General features: G+C 73.5%; 19 protein-coding genes. 14 read left to right on the top strand and 5 right to left on the bottom strand.

The genetic code is table 11. The features are described from left to right. Nucleotides 1-130 precede the first annotated feature (130 nt). Complete coding sequence (locus tag F4562_RS04965; protein WP_184548210.1) at nt 131-1,120, bottom strand: COX15/CtaA family protein; 990 nt, start codon at nt 1,118-1,120, stop codon at nt 131-133. Nucleotides 1,121-1,302: 182 nt separating this feature from the next. Here F4562_RS04965 and F4562_RS04960 point away from each other — a divergent pair, with 182 nt between their 5' ends. The 13 genes from F4562_RS04960 to F4562_RS04900 all read left to right on the top strand — a co-directional run bounded on the left by F4562_RS04960 (nt 1,303) and on the right by F4562_RS04900 (nt 13,662). Next, nucleotides 1,303-2,469, top strand: a complete 1,167-nt coding sequence (locus F4562_RS04960) for an NAD(P)/FAD-dependent oxidoreductase (protein ID WP_184548212.1) — start codon at nt 1,303-1,305, stop codon at nt 2,467-2,469. Then, on the top strand, nt 2,466-2,966 hold the full coding sequence (locus tag F4562_RS34610; RefSeq protein WP_246473351.1) for a (2Fe-2S)-binding protein: 501 nt from the start codon (nt 2,466-2,468) through the stop codon (nt 2,964-2,966). Before F4562_RS04960 ends, F4562_RS34610 begins: the two co-directional genes overlap by 4 nt. Then, nucleotides 2,963-4,354, top strand: coding sequence for an FAD/NAD(P)-dependent oxidoreductase (locus F4562_RS04950; RefSeq protein ID WP_184548214.1), 1,392 nt, complete (start codon nt 2,963-2,965; stop codon nt 4,352-4,354). Before F4562_RS34610 ends, F4562_RS04950 begins: the two co-directional genes overlap by 4 nt. Before the next feature lie 4 nt (nt 4,355-4,358). Then, nucleotides 4,359-5,252: a dihydrodipicolinate synthase family protein gene (locus tag F4562_RS04945; RefSeq protein ID WP_184548216.1), complete on the top strand. Its 894-nt coding sequence runs from the start codon at nt 4,359-4,361 to the stop codon at nt 5,250-5,252. A gap of 115 nt (nt 5,253-5,367) precedes the next feature. Next, complete coding sequence (locus F4562_RS04940) at nt 5,368-6,369, top strand: proline racemase family protein (protein ID WP_184548218.1); 1,002 nt, start codon at nt 5,368-5,370, stop codon at nt 6,367-6,369. Further along, nucleotides 6,366-7,754 carry an aldehyde dehydrogenase family protein gene (locus F4562_RS04935; RefSeq protein ID WP_184548239.1) on the top strand — a complete coding sequence of 463 codons (1,389 nt, stop codon included), beginning with the start codon at nt 6,366-6,368 and terminating at the stop codon, nt 7,752-7,754. The genes F4562_RS04940 and F4562_RS04935 overlap by 4 nt, the downstream gene beginning before the upstream one ends. 144 nt (nt 7,755-7,898) lie before the next feature. After that, a complete protein-coding gene (locus tag F4562_RS04930) occupies nt 7,899-9,077 on the top strand; it encodes a branched-chain amino acid ABC transporter substrate-binding protein (RefSeq protein WP_184548241.1) in 1,179 nt (392 codons plus the stop codon). Further along, entirely contained in the window at nt 9,074-9,358 is a 285-nt protein-coding gene (locus tag F4562_RS04925; protein ID WP_184854760.1) for a hypothetical protein, read from the top strand. Before F4562_RS04930 ends, F4562_RS04925 begins: the two co-directional genes overlap by 4 nt. Beyond that, complete coding sequence (locus F4562_RS04920) at nt 9,355-10,248, top strand: branched-chain amino acid ABC transporter permease (protein WP_184548245.1); 894 nt, start codon at nt 9,355-9,357, stop codon at nt 10,246-10,248. The genes F4562_RS04925 and F4562_RS04920 overlap by 4 nt, the downstream gene beginning before the upstream one ends. Next, a complete protein-coding gene (locus F4562_RS04915; protein ID WP_184548246.1) occupies nt 10,245-11,207 on the top strand; it encodes a branched-chain amino acid ABC transporter permease in 963 nt (320 codons plus the stop codon). Before F4562_RS04920 ends, F4562_RS04915 begins: the two co-directional genes overlap by 4 nt. Further along, nucleotides 11,204-11,971 (top strand): ABC transporter ATP-binding protein, encoded by a 768-nt coding sequence (locus F4562_RS04910; protein ID WP_184548248.1) that lies wholly within the window; start codon nt 11,204-11,206, stop codon nt 11,969-11,971. Before F4562_RS04915 ends, F4562_RS04910 begins: the two co-directional genes overlap by 4 nt. Continuing rightward, nucleotides 11,964-12,689: an ABC transporter ATP-binding protein gene (locus F4562_RS04905; protein ID WP_184548250.1), complete on the top strand. Its 726-nt coding sequence runs from the start codon at nt 11,964-11,966 to the stop codon at nt 12,687-12,689. Before F4562_RS04910 ends, F4562_RS04905 begins: the two co-directional genes overlap by 8 nt. Before the next feature lie 289 nt (nt 12,690-12,978). Then, entirely contained in the window at nt 12,979-13,662 is a 684-nt protein-coding gene (locus tag F4562_RS04900) for a GntR family transcriptional regulator (RefSeq protein WP_184548252.1), read from the top strand. A gap of 149 nt (nt 13,663-13,811) precedes the next feature. Here the strand turns inward: F4562_RS04900 and F4562_RS04895 are convergent, their stop codons facing one another. The 4 genes from F4562_RS04895 to F4562_RS04880 form a co-directional block, all read right to left on the bottom strand. Continuing rightward, a complete protein-coding gene (locus tag F4562_RS04895) occupies nt 13,812-14,729 on the bottom strand; it encodes an EamA family transporter (protein WP_184548254.1) in 918 nt (305 codons plus the stop codon). 138 nt (nt 14,730-14,867) lie between these two features. After that, on the bottom strand, nt 14,868-16,235 hold the full coding sequence (locus F4562_RS04890; protein ID WP_184548256.1) for a glycosyltransferase family 39 protein: 1,368 nt from the start codon (nt 16,233-16,235) through the stop codon (nt 14,868-14,870). Between the two features lie 149 nt (nt 16,236-16,384). Further along, nucleotides 16,385-17,101 carry an ABC transporter permease gene (locus tag F4562_RS04885; RefSeq protein ID WP_246473772.1) on the bottom strand — a complete coding sequence of 239 codons (717 nt, stop codon included), beginning with the start codon at nt 17,099-17,101 and terminating at the stop codon, nt 16,385-16,387. 166 nt (nt 17,102-17,267) lie between these two features. Further along, complete coding sequence (locus F4562_RS04880; protein WP_184548260.1) at nt 17,268-18,176, bottom strand: ABC transporter ATP-binding protein; 909 nt, start codon at nt 18,174-18,176, stop codon at nt 17,268-17,270. 246 nt (nt 18,177-18,422) lie between these two features. On the opposite strand from F4562_RS04880, the gene F4562_RS04875 reads away from it, so the two are divergent. Beyond that, complete coding sequence (locus F4562_RS04875; protein ID WP_184548262.1) at nt 18,423-19,658, top strand: multidrug effflux MFS transporter; 1,236 nt, start codon at nt 18,423-18,425, stop codon at nt 19,656-19,658. The last annotated feature ends 81 nt before the right edge of the window (nt 19,659-19,739 follow it).

Genomic DNA, 19,739 nt, shown 5'->3' with positions numbered 1-19,739 from the left:
CGGGTGCGGGCGGCGGGTGCGGACACCGGGTGCGGGCGGTGCCGGGCCTGCACCGCGGTGCTTCGGGCGGGTGCGGGCGGTGTCGGGCGGGACCGCGATGCTCCGGTGGCGCGGACGTCAGCCGCGGGCGTCAGCCGCGGACGGCGTCGAGCGGGCCGGTGGTCTCGGCGGGGGCGTCGCGCGGGTCACGGGCGCGCAGCGCGAACACCACGTGGAGCGTGCCGATCCAGACCAGCGCCGAGCCGAGGACGTGCAGGTTGACCAGGGTCGCGGGCACGCCCAGGAAGTACTGGACGTATCCGATGCCGCCCTGGGCCAGCTCCACGCCCAGCAGGGCCAGCGCCGCCCACCTGGCCCGCACCGGACCGTCCGTCACGTACAGCGCGAACAGGAGCGCGAAGGTGAGCCCGACCACCACGTAGGCGATGTCGACGTGGATCCTCGTCACCGCCTCGATGTCGAAGGGGAAACGCGAGGCCAGTTCGTCGCCGGAGTGCGGCCCGGTGCCGGTGACCACCACGCCCGCGACGAGCAGGACGGACACCGCCACGACCAGCGCGGTGCCGAGCGCGCGGATGCCCCGGTGGACCAGCGGGCGAACCGGCCCGTCCTCCTCGCGGGCGTGGATGTACAGCACATACGCGGCGGCCGTCATGGCGACGGAGAACAGGAAGTGCATGCTCACGGTGAACGGGTTGAGCAGGGTGTGCACCACCAGTCCGCCCCACAGGCCCTGCACCGCCACTCCGATCGGCTGCAACCAGGCCAGGCGGACCAGGTCGGGGCGGCGGGACGGCAGCCGCGTCGCGGCGACCACGCAGGCCACGGCGACCAGGAGCACCAGGAAGGTCAGCAGCCGGTTGCCGAACTCGATCGCCATGTTGACCGGCGAGATCTCGTCGTGGGGCACCGGGACGAAGCTGTCCGCGGTGCACTGCGGCCAGGTGGGGCAGCCCAGGCCGGACCCGGTGACCCGCACCGCGGCGCCCGTCACCGTGATCAGGACGTTGACGATCACCGCCGTCAGCGCCCACCCGCGCGCCGAGCGCGACGTGGGCGACCAGATCGAACTGATGAGGGCGGCGGGGAAGCCGCGGGCGCGGTCGGTGGAAGGATTCACGCGTTCATGCTATGAGGCCACCTGGCCGGTGCCGCCACCAGGGAACCGTCGTCGCCGGGGGCTCCGGGCGGGGAGCGGCTGAACTGCCGGAACGGAGATGGGTGTCTGGATTCAGGGCATTGATCCCAGTAAAAGTATGTGACATATTACCGAAGGATCGAGCTGCTGGAGCGAGGTGAACCATGCCGGACGTCGTGGTCGTCGGCGCCGGAGTCGTCGGCGCCGCGTGCGCCTACTACGCGGCCCGTGCCGGGCTGGACGTGGTGGTCGTCGACCGCGGACCGGTGGCCGGCGGCACGACCGGCGCGGGCGAGGGCAACCTGCTGGTCTCCGACAAGGAACCGGGCCCCGAGCTGGACCTCGCCGTGCTCTCCAACCGCCTCTGGCGTGACCTGGCGACGGAGGGTGAGGACGGCGCCGCAGGCGACGGCGGGTTCGAGTTCGAGGCCAAGGGCGGCCTGGTCGTCGCCGAGACCGCCGAGGTGCTCCGGGCCCTCACCGGCCTGGCCGGAAAGCAGGGCGTCGAGTACGCCGTCGTCGCCCCGGACGGGCTCCGCGACTACGAGCCGCACCTGGCCGAGGGGTTCGCCGGAGGCGTGTTCTACCCGCAGGACGCCCAGGTCCAGCCCATGCGGGCCGCGGCCACCCTCATCCGGCGAGGCGCGGAGCGCTTCGGCCGCGGCGCCCTGATGCTACGGACCGGTGTCACGGTGACCGGCCTCGTCCGCGACGGTGACCGGGTCACCGGTGTGGCGACCGACCACGGCGACATCCTCGCCGGAGCCGTCGTCAACGCCGCGGGCACCTGGGGCGGCGAGATCGCCGCGCTGGCCGGGGTGCACGTCCCCGTCCTGCCCAGGCGCGGCTTCATCCTGGTCACCGAGCCGCTCGCCCGGCCGCTCATCCGGCACAAGGTCTACACCGCCGCCTACGTGACCAACGTGGCCAGCGACTCGGCGGGACTGGAGACGTCCGCCGTCGTCGAGGGCACCCCTGCGGGACCCGTCCTGATCGGCGCCAGCCGCGAACGGGTGGGCTTCGACCGCACGGTCTCGATGCCGGTGCTGGAACGCCTCGCCCGGCAGGCGGTCGAGCTGTTCCCCGCGCTGGCCGGCTACCGGGCGATCCGCGCCTACTGCGGCTTCCGCCCCTACTGCCCCGACCACCTGCCGGTGATCGGCGAGGACCCCCGGGCCCCCGGCCTCTACCACGCCTGCGGGCACGAGGGGGCGGGCATCGGCCTCGCCCCGGCCACCGGCCACCTGATCGCCCAGGCCCTGTCCGGCGTCCGACCGGACCTGGACCTGTCCCCCTTCCGCCCGGACCGCTTCACGAAGGAGACGCCATGAGGCGGCAATACCGCCTGGTGCGGGCGCGGCCCGAGCCGGAGTTCGAGATCAGCGTGGACGGCTCGCCGATCCCGGTGGTCCCCGGCCAGACCGTCGGCGCCGCCATGCACGGCGCCGGCATCCGCTCCTGGCGGACCACCAGGTTCGGCGGGCGCCCCCGCGGGCTGTTCTGCGGCATCGGCGTCTGCTTCGACTGCCTGGTCACGGTGAACGGCATCCCGTCCCTGCGCGCCTGCCTGACCGAGGCACGCCCCGGCGACCGGATCGACACCGGCGGCGCGGCCCACCGCGCGGCGGACGCCGCACCCGGTACCGCACCGGACACCGCACCCGGCACCGCACCGGACACCGTGCCGGACGCCGCGGACAGCCACCGCGCGGACGCCTCCTGTAGCCCGGCCACCCGGCACGCGGGCGCCCGTGACGAGACCGCCTCCTGCGGCCCGGATGTCCCGGGCGGCCCGGGTGCCGCCGAGGGGCCGGTGAGCGGGCGATGACGCGGGTCTACGACCTCGCCGTCGTCGGCGCGGGCCCCGCCGGGGTCGCCGGTGCCCTGACCGCCTCCCTGGCCGGTCTCGGCGTCGTGCTGGTCGACGGCGCGGCCCGGCCCGGCGGGCAGTACTTCCGGCGTCCCGCCGACGGGTTCCGCGCCGAGCGGGCCGGCGTGCTCCACCACGGCCTGGACCGGTTCACCCGCCAGTGGGAGGCGCTGCGCGAGCGCGCCGACGTGCTGCTGCGCCACCGCGTCTGGGCGGTCGAACGCGCCGGTGAGACGTTCGTCGTACGGTGCCTGGGAGACCGCGAGGAGCGGCCCCGCACCGTCACCGCGCGAAGGCTGCTGGTCGCCACCGGCGCGCACGACCGGCCGGTGCCCTTCCCCGGCTGGGACCTGCCCGGCGTGCTCACCGCGGGCGGCGCGCAGGCGCTGCTCAAGGGCGAGCTGGTGCTCGCCGGGCGCCGGGTCGTGGTCGCCGGGACGGGCCCGTTCCTGCTCCCGGTCGCCGCGGGGCTCGCCGCGGCCGGTGCCGAGGTGGCCGGGGTGCACGAGGCCAACGGCCGCTTCGGGCTCGCCGCCCACCCGCTTCTCGCCGCGGGAAAGGCCGCGGAGGCCCTCGGCTACGCCGCGACCTTGGCCCGCCACCGGATCCCCTACCGGGGCCGTGAGGCGGTCGTCGCCGCCCACGGCACGACCGCGCTGACCCACGTCACCGTGGCCCGGCTCGACCGGAACTGGCGGCCGGTCTCCACCCGGACCGTCGCGTGCGACACCCTCGCCTACGGTTACGGCTTCGTCCCCCAGCTCGACCTGCCCGTCCAGCTGGGCTGCGCCATCCGGCACGACGCCGACGGCAGCCCGGTCGTCACCGTGGACGCCGGCATGCGCACCAGCGTGCCCGGCGTCTACGCGGCCGGGGAGACCACCGGTGTGGGCGGCGCCGTCCTCGCCGAGGTCGAGGGGCGTGTCGCGGGCCGGGCCGCCGCCGCGGACCTGGGCCGCCGCGTGCCGCCCGACCCCGCCCTGTCCCGCCGCCGCGACGTACTGGCCGCCTTCGCCCGGGCGCTGCACGGCGCCTACCCGGTGCGGCCCGGCTGGCAGGACTGGCTCCGCGACGACACGCTCGTCTGCCGCTGCGAGGAGGTGCCCCTGTCGGCCGTGCGCGAGGCGCAGGCCATGGGCGCCACCGACGCGCGCTCGGTGAAACTGCTGGCACGCCCCGGTATGGGGTGGTGCCAGGGCAGGATGTGCGGCTACGCGGTCGCATGTCTCACCGGCGAGACCCCCGGGGCGCCACGGCGTCCGATCGCCCAGCCCATCCGGCTCGGCGACCTCGCCACGTCGGCCCGACCCCCTTCGGGACGATCCGAAACCCCTTTGGAAGGATGAACCGATGACATCCCGCGCGAAGCCCTGGCACGGCGTGATGGTCGCCACCGCGCTGCCTTTCCACGACGACCTCTCCGTCGACCTGGACGGCTACGCCGAGCACTGCCGCCGGCTGGTCGACTCCGGGTGCGAGGGCGTGGTCCCCAACGGGTCGCTGGGCGAGTACCAGACGCTGACCCCGCAGGAGCGGGCCTCGGTCCTGGAGACCGCCGTCGCGGCCGTGGGCGGCGACCGGGTGATGCCGGGCGTGGCCGCCTACGGCGCTCTGGAGGCGCGCCGCTGGGCCGAGCAGGCCGGCGAGGCCGGCTGCCGGGTCGTGATGCTCCTGCCGCCCAACGCCTACCGTGCCGACGACCACGCCGTGGTGGAGCACTACCGGGAGGTCGCCAGGGCCGGTCTGCCGATCGTCGCCTACAACAACCCCTTCGACACCCGGGTGGACCTCACCCCGCGCCTGCTGGCGACCCTGCACGCCGAGGGCCTGATCGTGGGGGTCAAGGAGTTCACCGGCGACGTCCGCCGGATCTACGAGATCGCCGAGCTCGCCCCCGGCCTGGAGGTGCTGGTCGGCGCCGACGACGTGCTGCTGGAGCTGGGCATCGCCGGCGCGGTCGGCTGGGTGGCGGGCTTCCCCAACGCGCTGCCCGCCTCGACCGTGGCGCTGTACCGGGCGGCGGTCGCCGGTGACCTGGCGACCGCGCTGCCGCTCTACCGCACGCTCCACCCGCTGCTGCGCTGGGACTCCAAGCCGGTGTTCGTCCAGGCCATCAAGCTCTCCATGGACGTGGCCGGACGCAAGGGCGGCCGGTGCCGTCCGCCCAGGTTCGCGCTCGCCCCCGAGCAGGAGGCCGCCGTGCGCGCCGCCACCGAGAAGGCCCTCGCCGAGGGCCTGAGCTGACCCCGTCCGTCTCCGTCCACGGCCGGACGCGGCGTCCCCGCGGCCGGCCGTCTCCGCGGATTCCCCCGACGACCCCGCCGGCTCCGGCACACCGACCCCTCCCGGGAGGAGATCAATGAGGACCAAGAGAGTCTTCCACGCGGTGGACTCCCACACCGAGGGCATGCCCACCAGGGTGATCACCGGGGGAGTGGGGACGCTCCCCGGCTCGACCATGGCCGAGCGGCGCGAGCGCTTCCTGGCGGAGTCGGACCACATCCGCACCCTCCTGATGTACGAGCCGCGCGGCCACTCGGCGATGAGCGGGGCCATCCTGCAGCCGCCCACCCGGCCCGACGCCGACTACGGGGTGCTCTACATCGAGGTCTCCGGCTGCCTGCCCATGTGCGGGCACGGCACCATCGGCGTCGCCACCGTCCTCGTCGAGACCGGCATGGTGGAGGTCACGGAGCCGTACACCACCATCCGGCTGGACACCCCGGCGGGCCTGGTCGTCGCCGAGGTCCGGGTCGAGGACGGCTCCGCCACCGCGGTCACCATCACCAACGTGCCCTCCTTCAGCGTGGGCCTGGACCGCGTGATCGAGGTGCCCGGCTTCGGGGAGGTCTCCTACGACCTGGCCTACGGGGGCAACTTCTACGCCATCCTGCCGGTCGAGTCGGTCGGCCTGCCCTTCGACCGCGCGTACAAGCAGCAGATCCTCGACGCCGGCCTGGCGATCATGCGGGCGATCAACGAACGGGACGAGCCGGTGCACCCGCTGGACCCGGGCATCCGCGGGTGCCACCACGTGCAGTTCACCGCCCCCGGGTCCGGAGCCCGGCACTCCCGGCACGCGATGGCGATCCATCCCGGCTGGTTCGACCGCTCGCCGTGCGGCACCGGCACCAGCGCCCGGATGGCGCAGCTGCACGCCAGGGGAGAGCTCGGCCTCGGCGCCGACTTCGTCAACGAGTCGTTCATCGGCACGAGGTTCGTCGGACGCCTCGTCGAGGAGACGGCGGTGGCGAATCTGCCCGCGGTGGTTCCGACGATCACGGGGCGGGCATGGGTCACGGGTACCGCGCAGTACTTCCTCGACCCCCGTGACCCGTTCCCCGAAGGTTTCCTGCTGTGAACTCCGTGATCAAACTGATCGAGAGCCGTTCCCCGCACGCCCCCTCCGACGTGGTGGCCTCCTTCCCGGCCGCAGGTGAGGCGGGCGTCCACGCCGCCGTCCGGCTGGCGCAGGCCGTGCAGCACGACTGGGCCGGCCGGAACGCGGCGGCGCGGGCCGCCGCGCTGGCCGCCGCCGCGGACGCGGTCGAGGGGGCCGCGGACGAACTCGCCGCCCTGGTCGTCCGCGAGGTCGGCAAACCTGTCACCGAGGCGCGCGCCGAGGTCGCCCGCTCGGTGTCGATCCTGCGTTACCACGCCCAGCAGGTCTTCGACCCGGCGGGTGCGGTGCACGAGCCCTCGGGGTCCGGGCTGCTGTTCACCCGGCGCCGCCCGCTCGGGGTGGCCGGCCTCATCACGCCGTGGAACTTCCCGCTGGCCATCCCGCTGTGGAAGGCCGCCCCGGCGCTGGCCTTCGGCAACACCGTCGTGCTCAAGCCCGCCCCGCAGGCGCTGGCGTGCGCGCTGCGCCTGGCCGAGCTGCTGAACCTCAACGAGTTCCAGGTCGTGCCGGGCGACGCCGAGGAGGGTGCCGTACTGGTCGAGACGGCCGACGTCGTCTCCTTCAGCGGGTCCGCGCGGGCGGGTGCGCCGGTCCGCTCCGCCGCCGCGCGGCGCGGGGTGCCGGTGCAGGCCGAGATGGGCGGGCAGAACGCGGCCCTGGTGCTGCCCGACGCCAACCTGGAGGCCGCGGCGGCCCAGATCGCCGCGGCCGCGATGGGTTTCGCCGGACAGAAGTGCACGGCCACCAAGCGGGTCATCGCGGTCGGCAACGGTGACGAGGTCCGCGAGGCCGTCCTCGCGGCCGTCGGAAAGCTCGCGTGCGGCGACCCCTCGGACCCGGGCACCGTGGTCGGCCCTCTGATCGACGAGGCGGCCCGCGACCGGGTGGTGGCCGCGGCCGGGAGCGCCGCGCGCGCCGGTGGCCGGATCCTGGCCGGCGGCCGGGCCGTGCGGGGCCCCGGGGCGGACGGCGGAGGCTGGTACGTCGAGCCGACGGTCGTCGACGGCCTGCCCGCGGGCCACCCGCTCCTCTGCGAGGAGGTGTTCGGCCCGATCTGCGCGATCCAGGACGCCGGTTCGGTCGACGAGGCGGTGGCGCTGGCCAACGGCGTCCGCTACGGCCTGGCCTCGGCCGTCTACACCACGGACCTCGACCGGGCCCTGGACGTCAGCGACCGCCTGGAGACGGGCCTGGTCAAGGTCAACGCCCCGACCAGCGGGGTGGACTTCCACCTGCCCTTCGGCGGGGAGAAGGACTCCGGCTACGGGGCCAAGGAGCAAGGCAAGGCGGCGCAGGAGTTCTACACCTCCCTGCGTACGGTCACCATCGCCCCGGCGGGCTAGTCAGACCCTTTCTCCTAGGGAAATATGAAATTTCAGCATGTGTGGAGAAAGAGGTTCTTAACGCTAACGGTCTTGTTTCGGCACTTGACGTGATCATGCATTGCTAGTGGTATGTCACACATCATCTGATGTGAGGAGCCGCACATGCGTGCCACCCCCCTTAAGTCCTTCACGTCACTCGCCCTCCTCGGTCTCCTGGTCACCGGATGCGGTCAGGGACTGCTCGGCGGAGGCGGCGCAGGCGAGAGCGCCCCGCAGGCCGGCAAGGACGAGCCGATCACCCTGGGCATGCTGATCCCCCAGTCGGGCAGCGAGGCCGCCATCGGCCCCTACATGAGCAACGCGGCACAGCTCGCGATCGACGAGATCAACGCCAAGGGCGGCGTGCTCGGACGCAAACTGGAGCTGAAGACCGCCGACGACGCCTGCGACGCCCAGTCCGCGGCCTCCGCCGCCAACAAGCTGGTCACCGAGGGCGTCGACATCTCGGTGGGCGGCTACTGCTCCGGGGCGACGCTGCCCACCCTGCCGATCTTCGGCAGGGCGGACATCCCTATGATCATTCCGGCCGCCAACTCCCAGGAACTGGTGGACCAGAAGCTCAAGCACGTCTTCCTGATCAACGGCACCGGCTCCCAGCAGGCCGGCGCCGCGGAGAAGTGGATCGCCAAGCAGGGCGCCGAGAAGGTCGCCCTCATGCACGACAACACCAGCTACTCCAAGGACATCGCGCTGCGCACCGAGGAGCTGCTCGACGCCCCGGGCGGCGCCGAGGCGGTGATCACCGAGGCGGTCACCCCGAAGGAGAGCGACTACAGCCCCAACATCACCAACGTGCTGGCCAAGAAGCCCGACTTCGTCTACTGGACCGGCTACTTCCAGGAGGGCGGCCTGATCGCCCGCCAGCTCCGCCAGGCCGGCTACAAGGGCTCGATCATGGTCGCCGACGGCTCGGTCTCCCCCAAGCTGATCGAGATCGCCGGGGCCGAGGCGGCCGAGGGCGTCTACGCCACGATGACCCAGACCCCCGACACGCTCCAGGGCGCCGAGGGCTGGCTCGACGCCTACCGGAAGAAGTTCGGCGCCGAGCCGGGCCCCTACTCCAACCAGGCGTACGACGCCGTGCGGCTGGCCGCCGAGGCGGTCACCAAGGCGGGCGGCACCGACGGCACCAAGGTGGTCGCCGCGCTCGAGGCGATCGACGGCTTCACGATGTTCTCCGGGCCGCTGAAGTTCACCCCCGAGCACACCCTGGCCAACGGCGGCTTCCAGATCCTCGTCGTCAAGGGTGACGGGTTCGCCCTGCAGGACGCGCTCCGGTGACCGGGCGCCTCACGGGTCCGCGCGCGGCCGGAGGGGACGCCGCCCGGCGCGGCGTCCCGGCCGTCCCGCGGGGGAGACGAGCACCGGGCGGGCAGGCCACCCGGGCCACCCCGGCCGTGCGGGCCGCCTCGGCCACCTGGGCCACCCCGGCCGTGCGGGCCGCCTCGGCCACCTGGGCCACCCCGGCCGTGCGGGCCGCCTCGGCCACCTGGGCCACCCCGGCCGTGCGGGCCGCCTCGGCCACCCCGGCCGTGCGGCGGGGGACGGGGGCCGCCCGATGACCCAGCTCGTCTGGAACGGGCTGTTCGTCGGCTCGTTCTACGCCCTGGTCGCCCTCGGCTACAGCATGGTCTACGGGATCATCAAGCTGCTGAACTTCGCCCACGGCGACCTGTACATGCTCGGCGCGTTCACCGGCTTCGCCGTCCTCGGTGCGGTCGGCGGCGTGCCGGGAGGCATGGCCCTGCCCCTGCTGCTGGCGGTGCTCCTGGTGACCATGGCCGTCACCGGCCTGGCCGGGGTGGCGCTGGAGCGGATCGCCTACCGGCCGCTGCGCCGTGCTCCCCGGCTGTCCCTGCTGATCACCGCGGTGGGCACCTCGTTCGCCCTGGAGTACGGCATGCGCGCCGCGGCCGGCGCCGACCCCCGGGTCTACCCGGTCCGCCTGGGCGGCACCTCGCTGGAGATCCTGGGCGCCCGGCTCACCCTCCAGCAGCTCGTGCTGGTGGGGGTGGCCGTGGTGCTCATGGCCGGGCTCAACCTACTGGTCACCCGCACCCGTGAGGGGCGGGCGATGCGGGCCATCGCACTCGACCCGCGGACCAGCGCGCTGATGGGCATCGACGTCGACGCGGTCATCTCACGCACCTTCTTCATCGGCTCGGCCCTCGCGGGCGCCGCCGGCGTGATGGCCGGCGCCTACTACGGCAAGATCGACTTCCTGATGGGCTTCCTGATCGGTCTCAAGGCGTTCACCGCGGCGGTCATCGGCGGCATCGGCAACATCCCCGGGACGATGCTCGGCGGGCTGCTGCTCGGGCTGCTGGAGTCGTTCGGCACGTTCTGGCTGGGCGGCGAGTGGCGCGACGTGTTCGCCTTCGGGGTGCTGATCCTCTTCCTGACCGTGCGGCCCACGGGCCTGCTCGGCGAGCGCGTGACGGAGCGGGTATGACCACGGCCAAGGTACGCCGCCTGGGCACCGACCGGCCGCCCAGCCTGGCCTCGCGGCTGATGGGCAACCGGTGGGCCGGGCTGGCCGGCCTGCTGGTCGCGATCCTCGCCCCCTTCGTCGACGCCACGCCGTACGCGCTGTCGGTCATGACCAGCGCCGCCATCGCCGTGATGCTCGCCGCCGGGCTGAACATCGTGGTCGGCTACTGCGGCCTGCTGGACCTGGGCTACGTCGCCTTCTTCGCGGTCGGCGCCTACACCAGCGGTGTGCTGGCCACCCGCTTCCAGCTGCCCCTGCTCGCCACCGTGCCCGCCGTCATCGTGGTCACGGTCGTCGCCGGGATCGTGATCGGAGCTCCCACCCTGCGGCTGCGCAGCGACTACCTCGCCATCGTCACCCTGGGCTTCGGCGAGATCATCCGGATCACCGCCAACAACCTGGAGGTCACCGGCGGCCCCTCCGGCATCTACGGCATCCCGCCCCTGGTCGAGCACCCGGCGGCCTTCTACTACGTCACCGTGGCCGTCGTGTCGCTGGCCGTGCTCGGTTCGGCCCGGCTGGGCCGCTCCCGGCTCGGCCGGGCCTGGCGCTTCGTCCGCGAGGACGAGGACGCCGCCGAGGCGATGGGCGTGCACACCTACCGCGTCAAGCTCGCCGCCTACATCGCCGGGGCGGTCTGGGGCGGGCTGGCCGGGGTGCTGTTCGCCGCCCAGCTGTCGGCCGTCTCACCGGGCAGCTTCACCTTCCTCGCGTCCGCGCTGGTGCTGATGGCCGTGGTCCTCGGCGGCATGGGCTCGGTCTCCGGCGTCGTCGTCGGCGCCGTCGTGATCAGCATCCTGCCGGAGATCCTGCGCGACCTCGCCGACTACCGGTTCCTGCTGTTCGGCGTCCTTCTCATCGCCGTGATGCTCCTGCGTCCGCAGGGGCTCTGGCCGGCCCGTTCCAGGGAGGTCCCGTGAGCCTGCTGGACGTCACGGATCTGCGTCTGTCCTTCGGCGGTCTGACGGCCATCGACGGGTTGTCGTTCTCGGTGGACGAGGCGGAGATCGTCTCCGTCATCGGCCCCAACGGGGCGGGCAAGACGTCGGCCTTCAACTGCGTCACCGGCTTCTACCGGCCGGCCTCGGGCCGGATCACCCTGCGGGGCGGCGACCTGACGGGCCTGCGGCCCTCCGCCGTCGCGGCCCGGGGCGTCGCGCGGACCTTCCAGAACCTGCGGCTGTTCGGCGAGCTGTCGGTCCTGGACAACGTGCGGGCCGGATCGCACCTGTGGCTGCGGCAGAGCGTCTTCGACGCCCTGCTGCACACCCCCCGCTACCGGCGCTCCGAGCGCGAGTGCACCGAGCAGGCCCACCACTGGCTGGACTTCGTGGGCCTGCGCGGCGACCGGTACGGCGCGGCCCGCCACCTGCCCTACGGCGAACAACGGCGCACCGAGATCGCCAGGGCCCTGGCCCGCCGCCCGGACCTGCTGCTGCTGGACGAGCCGGCGGCCGGGCTCAACCACGGGGAGAAGGCCGAGATGCTCGACCTGATCCGGCGGATCCAGGCGCTGGGCATCGCCATCGTGCTGATCGAGCACGACATGGGCCTGGTCATGGAGGTCTCCGAGCGGGTGGTCGTGCTCAACTTCGGCAGGGAGATCGCCGACGGCCGCCCCGAGGACGTCAGACGGGACCCGGCCGTCATCGAGGCCTATCTCGGGAGCGACGCCAATGCTTGACATCGACGGGCTCGACGTCCACTACGGCGGGGTGCACGCCCTGCGCGGTCTGTCCCTCACCGTCTCCGAGGGGGAGATCGTCGCGCTGCTCGGCAACAACGGGGCGGGCAAGACCACCACGCTCGCGGCGGTCTCCGGCCTGGTGCGGCCCAGCGGCGGCCGGGTCGTCTTCGACGGGCGGGAGGTGACCCGGGAGAAACCACACCGGATCACCGCGCGCGGGCTGGTGCACGTCCCCGAGGGACGCAGGATCTTCAGCACCCTCACCGTGCACGAGAACCTCCAGGTGGGCGGCTACCTGCTGCGCGAGCAGGCCGAGACACGCAGGCGCATCGACCGCGTCTACGAGCTGCTGCCCCGGCTGGCCGAGCGCCGCGGCCAGCAGGGCGGCACGCTCTCCGGCGGTGAGCAGCAGATGCTCGCCATCGGCCGGGCGCTGGTCACCGGGCCGCGGCTGCTGCTGCTCGACGAGCCCTCCATGGGCCTGGCGCCGCTGGTGGTCGCCTCCATCATGGAGCTCATCGCGGGTATCAACGCCGAAGGCACCTCGGTGCTGCTCGTCGAGCAGAACGCGACCGCCGCCCTCCGGATCGCCCACCGCGGTTATGTCGTCGAGAACGGCGCGTGCGTCCTCGACGGCCCCGCCGCCGAACTGCGTGAGGACCCCCGGGTGGTCGAGGCGTACCTCGGCGGACTCCGGCGGGACGGAGGAAGGTGACCCGGACGGACGGAACGACGGCCGGGGCCCGCCGTGCGGCGGGCCCCGGCGGCGTCGGCGGCGCCGTCGAGGCGGGAGACCCGCCGCTCCCCCCGGCGAACGGTACGATCACCACTGGTCATCTCGCGGGGAACCTCCGGGAACCGGTCACCGGCGCCGTGTCCTCCGGCGTCCCCCGGCCCCGGTCCCCGGGTGTTCGAGAGCGTGGGCATGGCATGGGAGGCCTGGTGGTGGCGGGCGCCGCCTACGAGGCGTGGACGCGAGCGATACGAACATGAGAGGCGCTGGTATGGCTCCTACGGCGGACGACCGGCTCGACCTGCCGGCCGTGGGCGAGAGGCAGAGCCTGCGGGAGCAGGTGGCCCACGCGCTGCGGGCGGCCCTGATCACCGGCGAGATGCGGCCCGGCATGGTGTACTCCGCCCCGGTGCTCGCCGCCCAGTTCGGCGTGTCGGCCACGCCCGTGCGCGAGGCGATGCTCGACCTGGCCAAGGAAGGGCTCGTCGAGGCGGTGCGCAACAAGGGCTTCCGGGTCACCGAGCTGTCCGAACGCGACCTGGACGAGCTGACCGAGATCCGCAGGCTCATCGAGGTGCCCACGGTCGCGCAACTCGCCGACCCCGCCCGCGCCTCCAGCTTCGAGGAGCTCCGCCCGCTGGCCCAGCAGATCGTCGACGCGGCCGAGCACGGCGACCTGCTCGCCTACGTGGACGCCGACATCCGTTTCCACCTGGAGCTCCTGTCGCTGGGCGGCAACGCGCACCTGGTGGAGGTGGTGCGCGACCTGCGCAACCGGGCCCGGCTGTACGGCCTGTCGGCCCTGCACCGCAGCGGCGGTCTCACCGACTCCGCCCGTGAGCACCTCACCCTGCTCACCCTGCTCTCGGCGGGCGACTCCGGCGGCGCCGAGCGGCTGATGCGCGAGCACATCCGGCACGTCAGGGGCATCTGGGCCAGCAAGCCGGAAGACTGACGTCCGACCGGCCGCGGACGACCGGCGCCTCCGGTTCCCGGTTGCCCGGCGGCGCCTCTGGGAGGACTGCCGGTTGCCCGGCGGCGCCTCCGGTTCCCGGTTCCCCGGCGGCCCCTGCGGGGGAAGGACCGTGACCTGCGGGCCCGGGTTCAGCCGCCGCCGCGGGTGGCGCCGACGCTGGCGGCCACCACGCAGCCGATGGCCGCCCACTCGCGCACGCCGAGCACCTCGCCCAGCACCAGCAGGCCGACCATCGCGGCCACCGCGGGCTCCAGGCTCATCAGGATGCCGAAGACCCGCTTGGGCATCCTGCGCAGCGCCTCCAGCTCGATCGAGTAGGGGATGACCGACGACAGCAGGCCCACCCCGAGCCCGATGAGCAGCAGCTCCGGCTGGAGCAGGTCGGCGCCGCCCGTGCCGATGCCCACCGGGGCGACCAGCAGCATCGAGACGATCATTGCGAAGGACAGGCCCGTCGTGCCGGGGAAGCGCCGGCCCACGGCGGCCGACAGCACGATGTAGCCCGCCCAGCAGGCAGCCGCGACCAGTGCGAACCCGATCCCGGCCCAGCTGATCCCCGAGGCCGTCGTGCCCCACGGGGCGAGCAGCACCACGCCGGAGGCGGCCAGCACGACCCAGAGCAGGTCCAGCCGGCGTCGCGATGCGGCCACCGCGACCCCCAGCGGGCCGAGGAACTCGATCGCCACCGCGACGCCCATGGGCAGCCGGGCCAGGGCCTCGTAGAACGACAGGTTCATCAGGCCCAGCGTCGCGCCGAACGCCAGGCCCGCCCCGAGGTCGGCCCGGGTCAGCCCCCTCAGCCGGGGCCGGGCGATCGCACCCATGATCAGTGCACCCATCGCGATCCGCAGGAACACCACCGCGCTCGGCGGCAGCTGGGCGAACAGGTCCTTGGCGAACCCGGCGCCCACCTGGACCGACAGGATGGCCAGCAGGACCAGCCCGGACGGCGGGATCGCGTCGGAGGCCGCCCGCAGCAGCGCCCCGGGGCGGGGCAGCCCGGGCTTGTACGGCTCGGCCGGACCGTGCAGGGCCTCGGCGGTCACGATTCTCCTTGTGCCAGGTGTAACCGAATAGTTGGCACCTTACCGGCCCGGGCCGTCGTTTCCGGACGGCGTCCGCCATGCGAGACGGCGCCGGCGGCGGACGGGTCCCCGAGGTCGGGACGGACGGAACAGGTGGGCCTACCGGGTGTAGAGCGCCACGGTCATCCCGGGCACCCGGCCCACCCGCCACCCCTTGACGCGGGTGAACCCCTCCCCGGTCAGCTCGCCGACCCGCTCGACCCGCGAGGCCGCCTCCGGGCCGCCGCGCCAGATCACCCAGACCCGCTCGCGGTCGGCCAGGGCGGCGGCGATGTCGTCCCGCTCCGGGTACCCGAAGGAGTCCGGCAGGGGAGCGGTGCCCGTGCGCAGCACGTCGTCCGGCAGCCCGCCGCCCCCGTAGTAGAGGAAGCCCTCGCGCAGCGAGGACCGCCCGTAGACGATCGCGTCGCCGGGCTCGGCTCCGTCCGTGATGATCCGCACCGCCCGGGGGAAGTTCTCGTGGTGCCCGTCCTCCCGCCGGACGTCCAGCTGCCCGGGGATCCCCGCGGCCAGCACGCCGGCCAGGGCGAGCCCGGTGACCACGCGGGGCACCGCGGTGAGCGTGAGCCCGGCCAGCAGCGCGTACGCGGGCACCGTCGCGAACAGGTAGCGGTCGACGTACACCGGGGAGACCAGGTGGGAGAGGGTGAACAGCAGCAGCGGCGGCAGGAGGGCCCAGCCGGTCAGCAGCGCGATCCAGAGCCGGTCGATGTCGTGCCGCCTGCGCAGGAACGGGCCGGCGGCGGCGAGGGCCGCCACGACGCACCCCGCCAGGGCGGTGCCCCCGACCATCTTGGGCAGCGACAGGAAGACGTCCGGTCCGGGCAGCTGGATCCAGCTGATCGCGTGCCGCTCGGCGAAGCCGACCACGGCCCACACCGCGCCGGGGACGCATCCCACCGCCATGCCCGCCATCATCCGCAGCAGCACGCCCCGGCCGTACAGCGCCACCGCGAACAGGTGGGCGGCCAGTACGAGCAAGGCGAACACCTGCGTGCAGCCGAGCACGGCGACGGCCGCCGCGTACCCCCACCAGCCCGCGCGCCGCCCCGGCTCCTCGATCGCCCGGTACAGCGCCCAGGTGGCCAGCACCGCCGCGGCGGCGGCGAACGCGTAGGGGCGGGCGTTCTGCCCGTGGTAGGAGACCGACGGCAGCAGGGTGTAGACGGCGGAGGCGACCAGCCCCGCCGGAAGCGAGCCCAGGCGTCGCCCCAGGTCGGCGACCAGCGCCGCGGCGGCACCGGTGGCGAGCACCGAGGGCAGCCGCATCCACCATTCGGCCTGTCCGAATTCCAGCCATATGTGGATAAACCCGTAGTAGGGCAGGAAGTGTCCATCGATGTGCTGGGCCAGCTCCCAGAGCCCGCCCAGGCCGCGGCGGGCCGCACTGAGGGTGGCCAACTCGTCGGATGAGTGGGAGACCGCCGACGAACCGGTGACGGCGACGAGCGCAGCGGTGATACCCATGGCCAGAATCGGCCAGATTCGCCCCGATTGTCGTGTCGCCGGACGATAGGAAGATCGAGTTCCGGTAATGATCACCCGGGGGATGCTAGATCTTGCCGACCGTTATCGGTAATTGTTCCTAGCAGAAATCCGGCCCTGCGGTGTCCCGGTCACTCCCAGCGGAAGGTGCGGGAGGTCAGCAAGAGCGACACCGCCGCCCAGAACGCCAGGACCGCCGCGGCGGCCACCGGCAGCCCGGCCCCGTCGGACAGCACCGAACGCAGCCCGCCGGCGAGCGCCGAGATCGGCAGCAGCTCCAGCGCCGGCTGCACGGAATCGGGGAACTTCGACAGCGGGAAGATCACCCCGCCGCAGCCGAGCAGGACCAGGTAGACCAGGTTGGCCGCGGCCAGCGTGGCCTCGGCGCGCAGGGTGCCCGCCATCAGCAGGCCCAGCCCGCTGAACGCGGCGGTGCCGAGCACGATCAGGAGCAGCGCGGCGAGCGGCGAACCCTGCGGACGCCAGCCCAGGGCGACCGCCACCGCGGAGATCACCGCCACCTGGACGACCTCGACGGCGACCACCGCCAGCGTCTTGGCCAGCATCAGCCCGGTCCGGGACAGCGGGCTCGCGCCCAGGCGCTTGAGCACGCCGTAGCGGCGTTCGAAGCCGGTCGCGATGGCCTGCCCGGTGAAGGCCGTGGACATCACCGCCAGCGCGAGCACGCCCGGGGTGGTGAAGCCGACCCGGGAGGCCGTGCCGACGTCGACCAGCGGAGCGGCCGAGAAACCGACGAGCAGCAGCACCGGAATGATCATCGTGAGCAGGAGCTGCTCGCCGTTGCGGAGGATCGCCTGGATCTCCGCGCCCGTCTGGGCCGCGACCATCCGGCCCAGCGGCGCGGCTCCCGGGGCCGGGGTGAGGTCCAGCGTGGTCAACTCGCGCTCCTGCGGTCTGGCTCTGGCCCCGCCCGGCGGGCGGCGGGCCGTGACGGGGTGGCGGGCGGCCGGCGAAGGGACGGCCGGGCGGGGGGCGGCGCGGAAACCGGGGACGTCATCGCAGCTCACGTCCGGTCAGCTCCAGGAAGACGTCCTCCAGGGTGCGCCGCTCGATGCTGAGATCGTCGGCCGTGACGCCCTCGGCCGCGCACCAGGCCGTCACCGTGGCCAGCAGGGCGGGCCCGACCTGGCCCTCGATGATGTAGTGCCCCGCCGGCGACTCCTTGGCGGTGCTGCCGGTGGGCAACGCGGCCAGCAGCTCGTCCAGGGACAACCCCGGCCGGGCCCGGAAGCGCAGCTGCCGCTCGGCCCCGGTGAGCGAGGCCGGGGTGCCCTGCGCCACCACCCGGCCGTGATCGATGATCACGATGTGGTCGGAGAGCTTCTCCGCCTCGTCCATGTGGTGGGTGGTGAGCACCACCGACACGCCGCTCGCGCGCAGGTCGCCCACCAGCTCCCAGCAGGCGTGCCTGGCCTGCGGGTCGAGGCCCGCGGTCGGCTCGTCGAGGAAGACCAGCTCGGGGCGGCCGACGACGGCCGCGGCCAGTGACACGCGCTGCTGCTGGCCGCCCGACAGCCTCCGGTACGGCGTGCGGGCGTGCTCGGTCAGCCCCAGCCGCTCCAGGAGCGCCACCGGGTCGAGCGGGTGGGCATGGAAGCGGGCCATCAGGCGCAGCCACTGGCCGCAGCGGGTGGCCGGGGGCACGCCGCCCGCCTGGAGCATCACCCCGACCCTGGCCCGCAGCTCCGGCCGGGACGGGTCGAGCCCGAGCACCTTCACCGTGCCGGCGTCGGCCCGCCGGAACCCCTCGCAGATCTCCACGGTGGAGGTCTTGCCCGCGCCGTTGGGACCGAGGATCGCGGTCACCGCGCCGTGGGCGGCGCTGAGGGTCAGGCCGTCGACCGCGGTCGTTCTGCCGTACCTCTTGACCAGATCGACGATCTCGACGGCTGGGGATTCCATGGCCACGAGTCTAGGGACTGCGCATGCCGGTCACGTTCGCGGACCGGGCGCCCGCGGCGCCGGGCGGCCGTCCCGGACCGGCGTCCCGGGGGCCGCCGCACCTCCCGCCTGTCCGGCCAGGTCATCGTCCTACCAGCTTTTTAAGGAATTTTCCTATATCGAGGAATCGGGGTGACCCAATGGTGGTTGGAACCCTCTGGCCCGTCCGGGCCCACTGTGGCCTGCGAGGGAAAAGAGGACAGGGAAATGACCGCCGCCGTCGTCGAAACGGAGACGGTGCCGGCCGTCCGGCGCACGAGACTGCTACTGATCATCCTGGGTTCCCTGTCGGCGATCGGTCCCCTCTCGATCGACATGTATCTGCCCGCGCTCCCGGCCATCGCCGCGGAGATGGGCGCCGGGGCGGCCCAGGTGCAGCTCAGCCTCACCGCCTGCCTCATCGGGATCTCGGCCGGGCAGATCGTCGCGGGCCCGCTCAGCGACGTGCGCGGCCGGCGGGGGCCGCTGCTGATCGGCATCGCCGCCTACGCCGCCGCCTCGCTGCTGTGCGCCTTCTCGCCCTCGGTGTACGGGCTGGTCGGCTTCCGCCTGCTCCAAGGCGTCGCGGGCGGCGCCGCGCTGGTGATCGTCCGCGCGGTCGTCCGCGACCTGTACGAGGGGGCCGAGATCGCCCGGATCTTCGCCACCCTCATGCTCGTCACCGGCCTGGCCCCGATCCTGGCCCCGATCATGGGTGCGCAACTGCTCAACCACACCTCCTGGCGGGGCGTCTTCGTCGCGCTGAGCGTCGCCGGGCTCCTGCTGCTGGCCGCCGCGCTGTTCGGGGTGCGCGAGACCCTCCCGGCCGGCCGGCGCAAGAGCGGCGGGCTCGGGCACACCCTCGTCACCTTCTGGCACCTGATGCGCGACCGGTCGTTCATGGCGAGCGCGCTGGCCGGCGGATTCGGCTTCGCGGCCATGTTCGCCTACATCTCCGGTTCGCCGTTCGTGCTCCAGGAGGTCTACGGGGTGTCGCCGCAGACGTTCTCCCTGGTCTTCGCGCTCAACGCGCTGGGGTTGACCGCCACCGCGCAGGTCGGCGGGCGGATGGCGGGCCGGTGGGCCGATCCCGGGCGGTTGATCCTCGCCGGCCTGTTCGTCCAGCTGGCCGGGGCCGCCGCGCTGCTGGTCACCGCGGCCCTTCACCTCCACCTGGCCGTGCTGGTCGCCGGGCTGTTCGTGATGATGTGCGGGGCGGGGTTCGTCCTGCCCGGCGCCGGCGCGCTCGCCCTGGCCGGCCAGCCCCAGCAGATCGCCGGGAGCGCCTCGGCGTTGAGCGGCGTGCTGCAGTTCGCGCTCGGCGCGTTCGCCGCCCCGCTGGTCGGCCTCGGAAGCGGGGAGTCGGCGCTGCCGATGGCCGTCGTCCTGGCCGCGTTCACCCTCGTCTCGCTCGCCGCCTTCACCGGTCTGCGGAGATCACAGAAGGACGTCGTCCCAGCTTAGGTAAGCCTTGCCTGCGTGACGCATCCCATTGCCGGGGGCCGAACCCAGGTTTGTCAGCGGGGAAGTAATTACGGCACACTG

The organism is Streptosporangium becharense, assembly GCF_014204985.1.
In the GTDB taxonomy this organism is placed as follows: Bacteria; Actinomycetota; Actinomycetes; order Streptosporangiales; family Streptosporangiaceae; genus Streptosporangium; species Streptosporangium becharense.
This window is presented reverse-complemented; position numbering and strand designations above follow the sequence as displayed.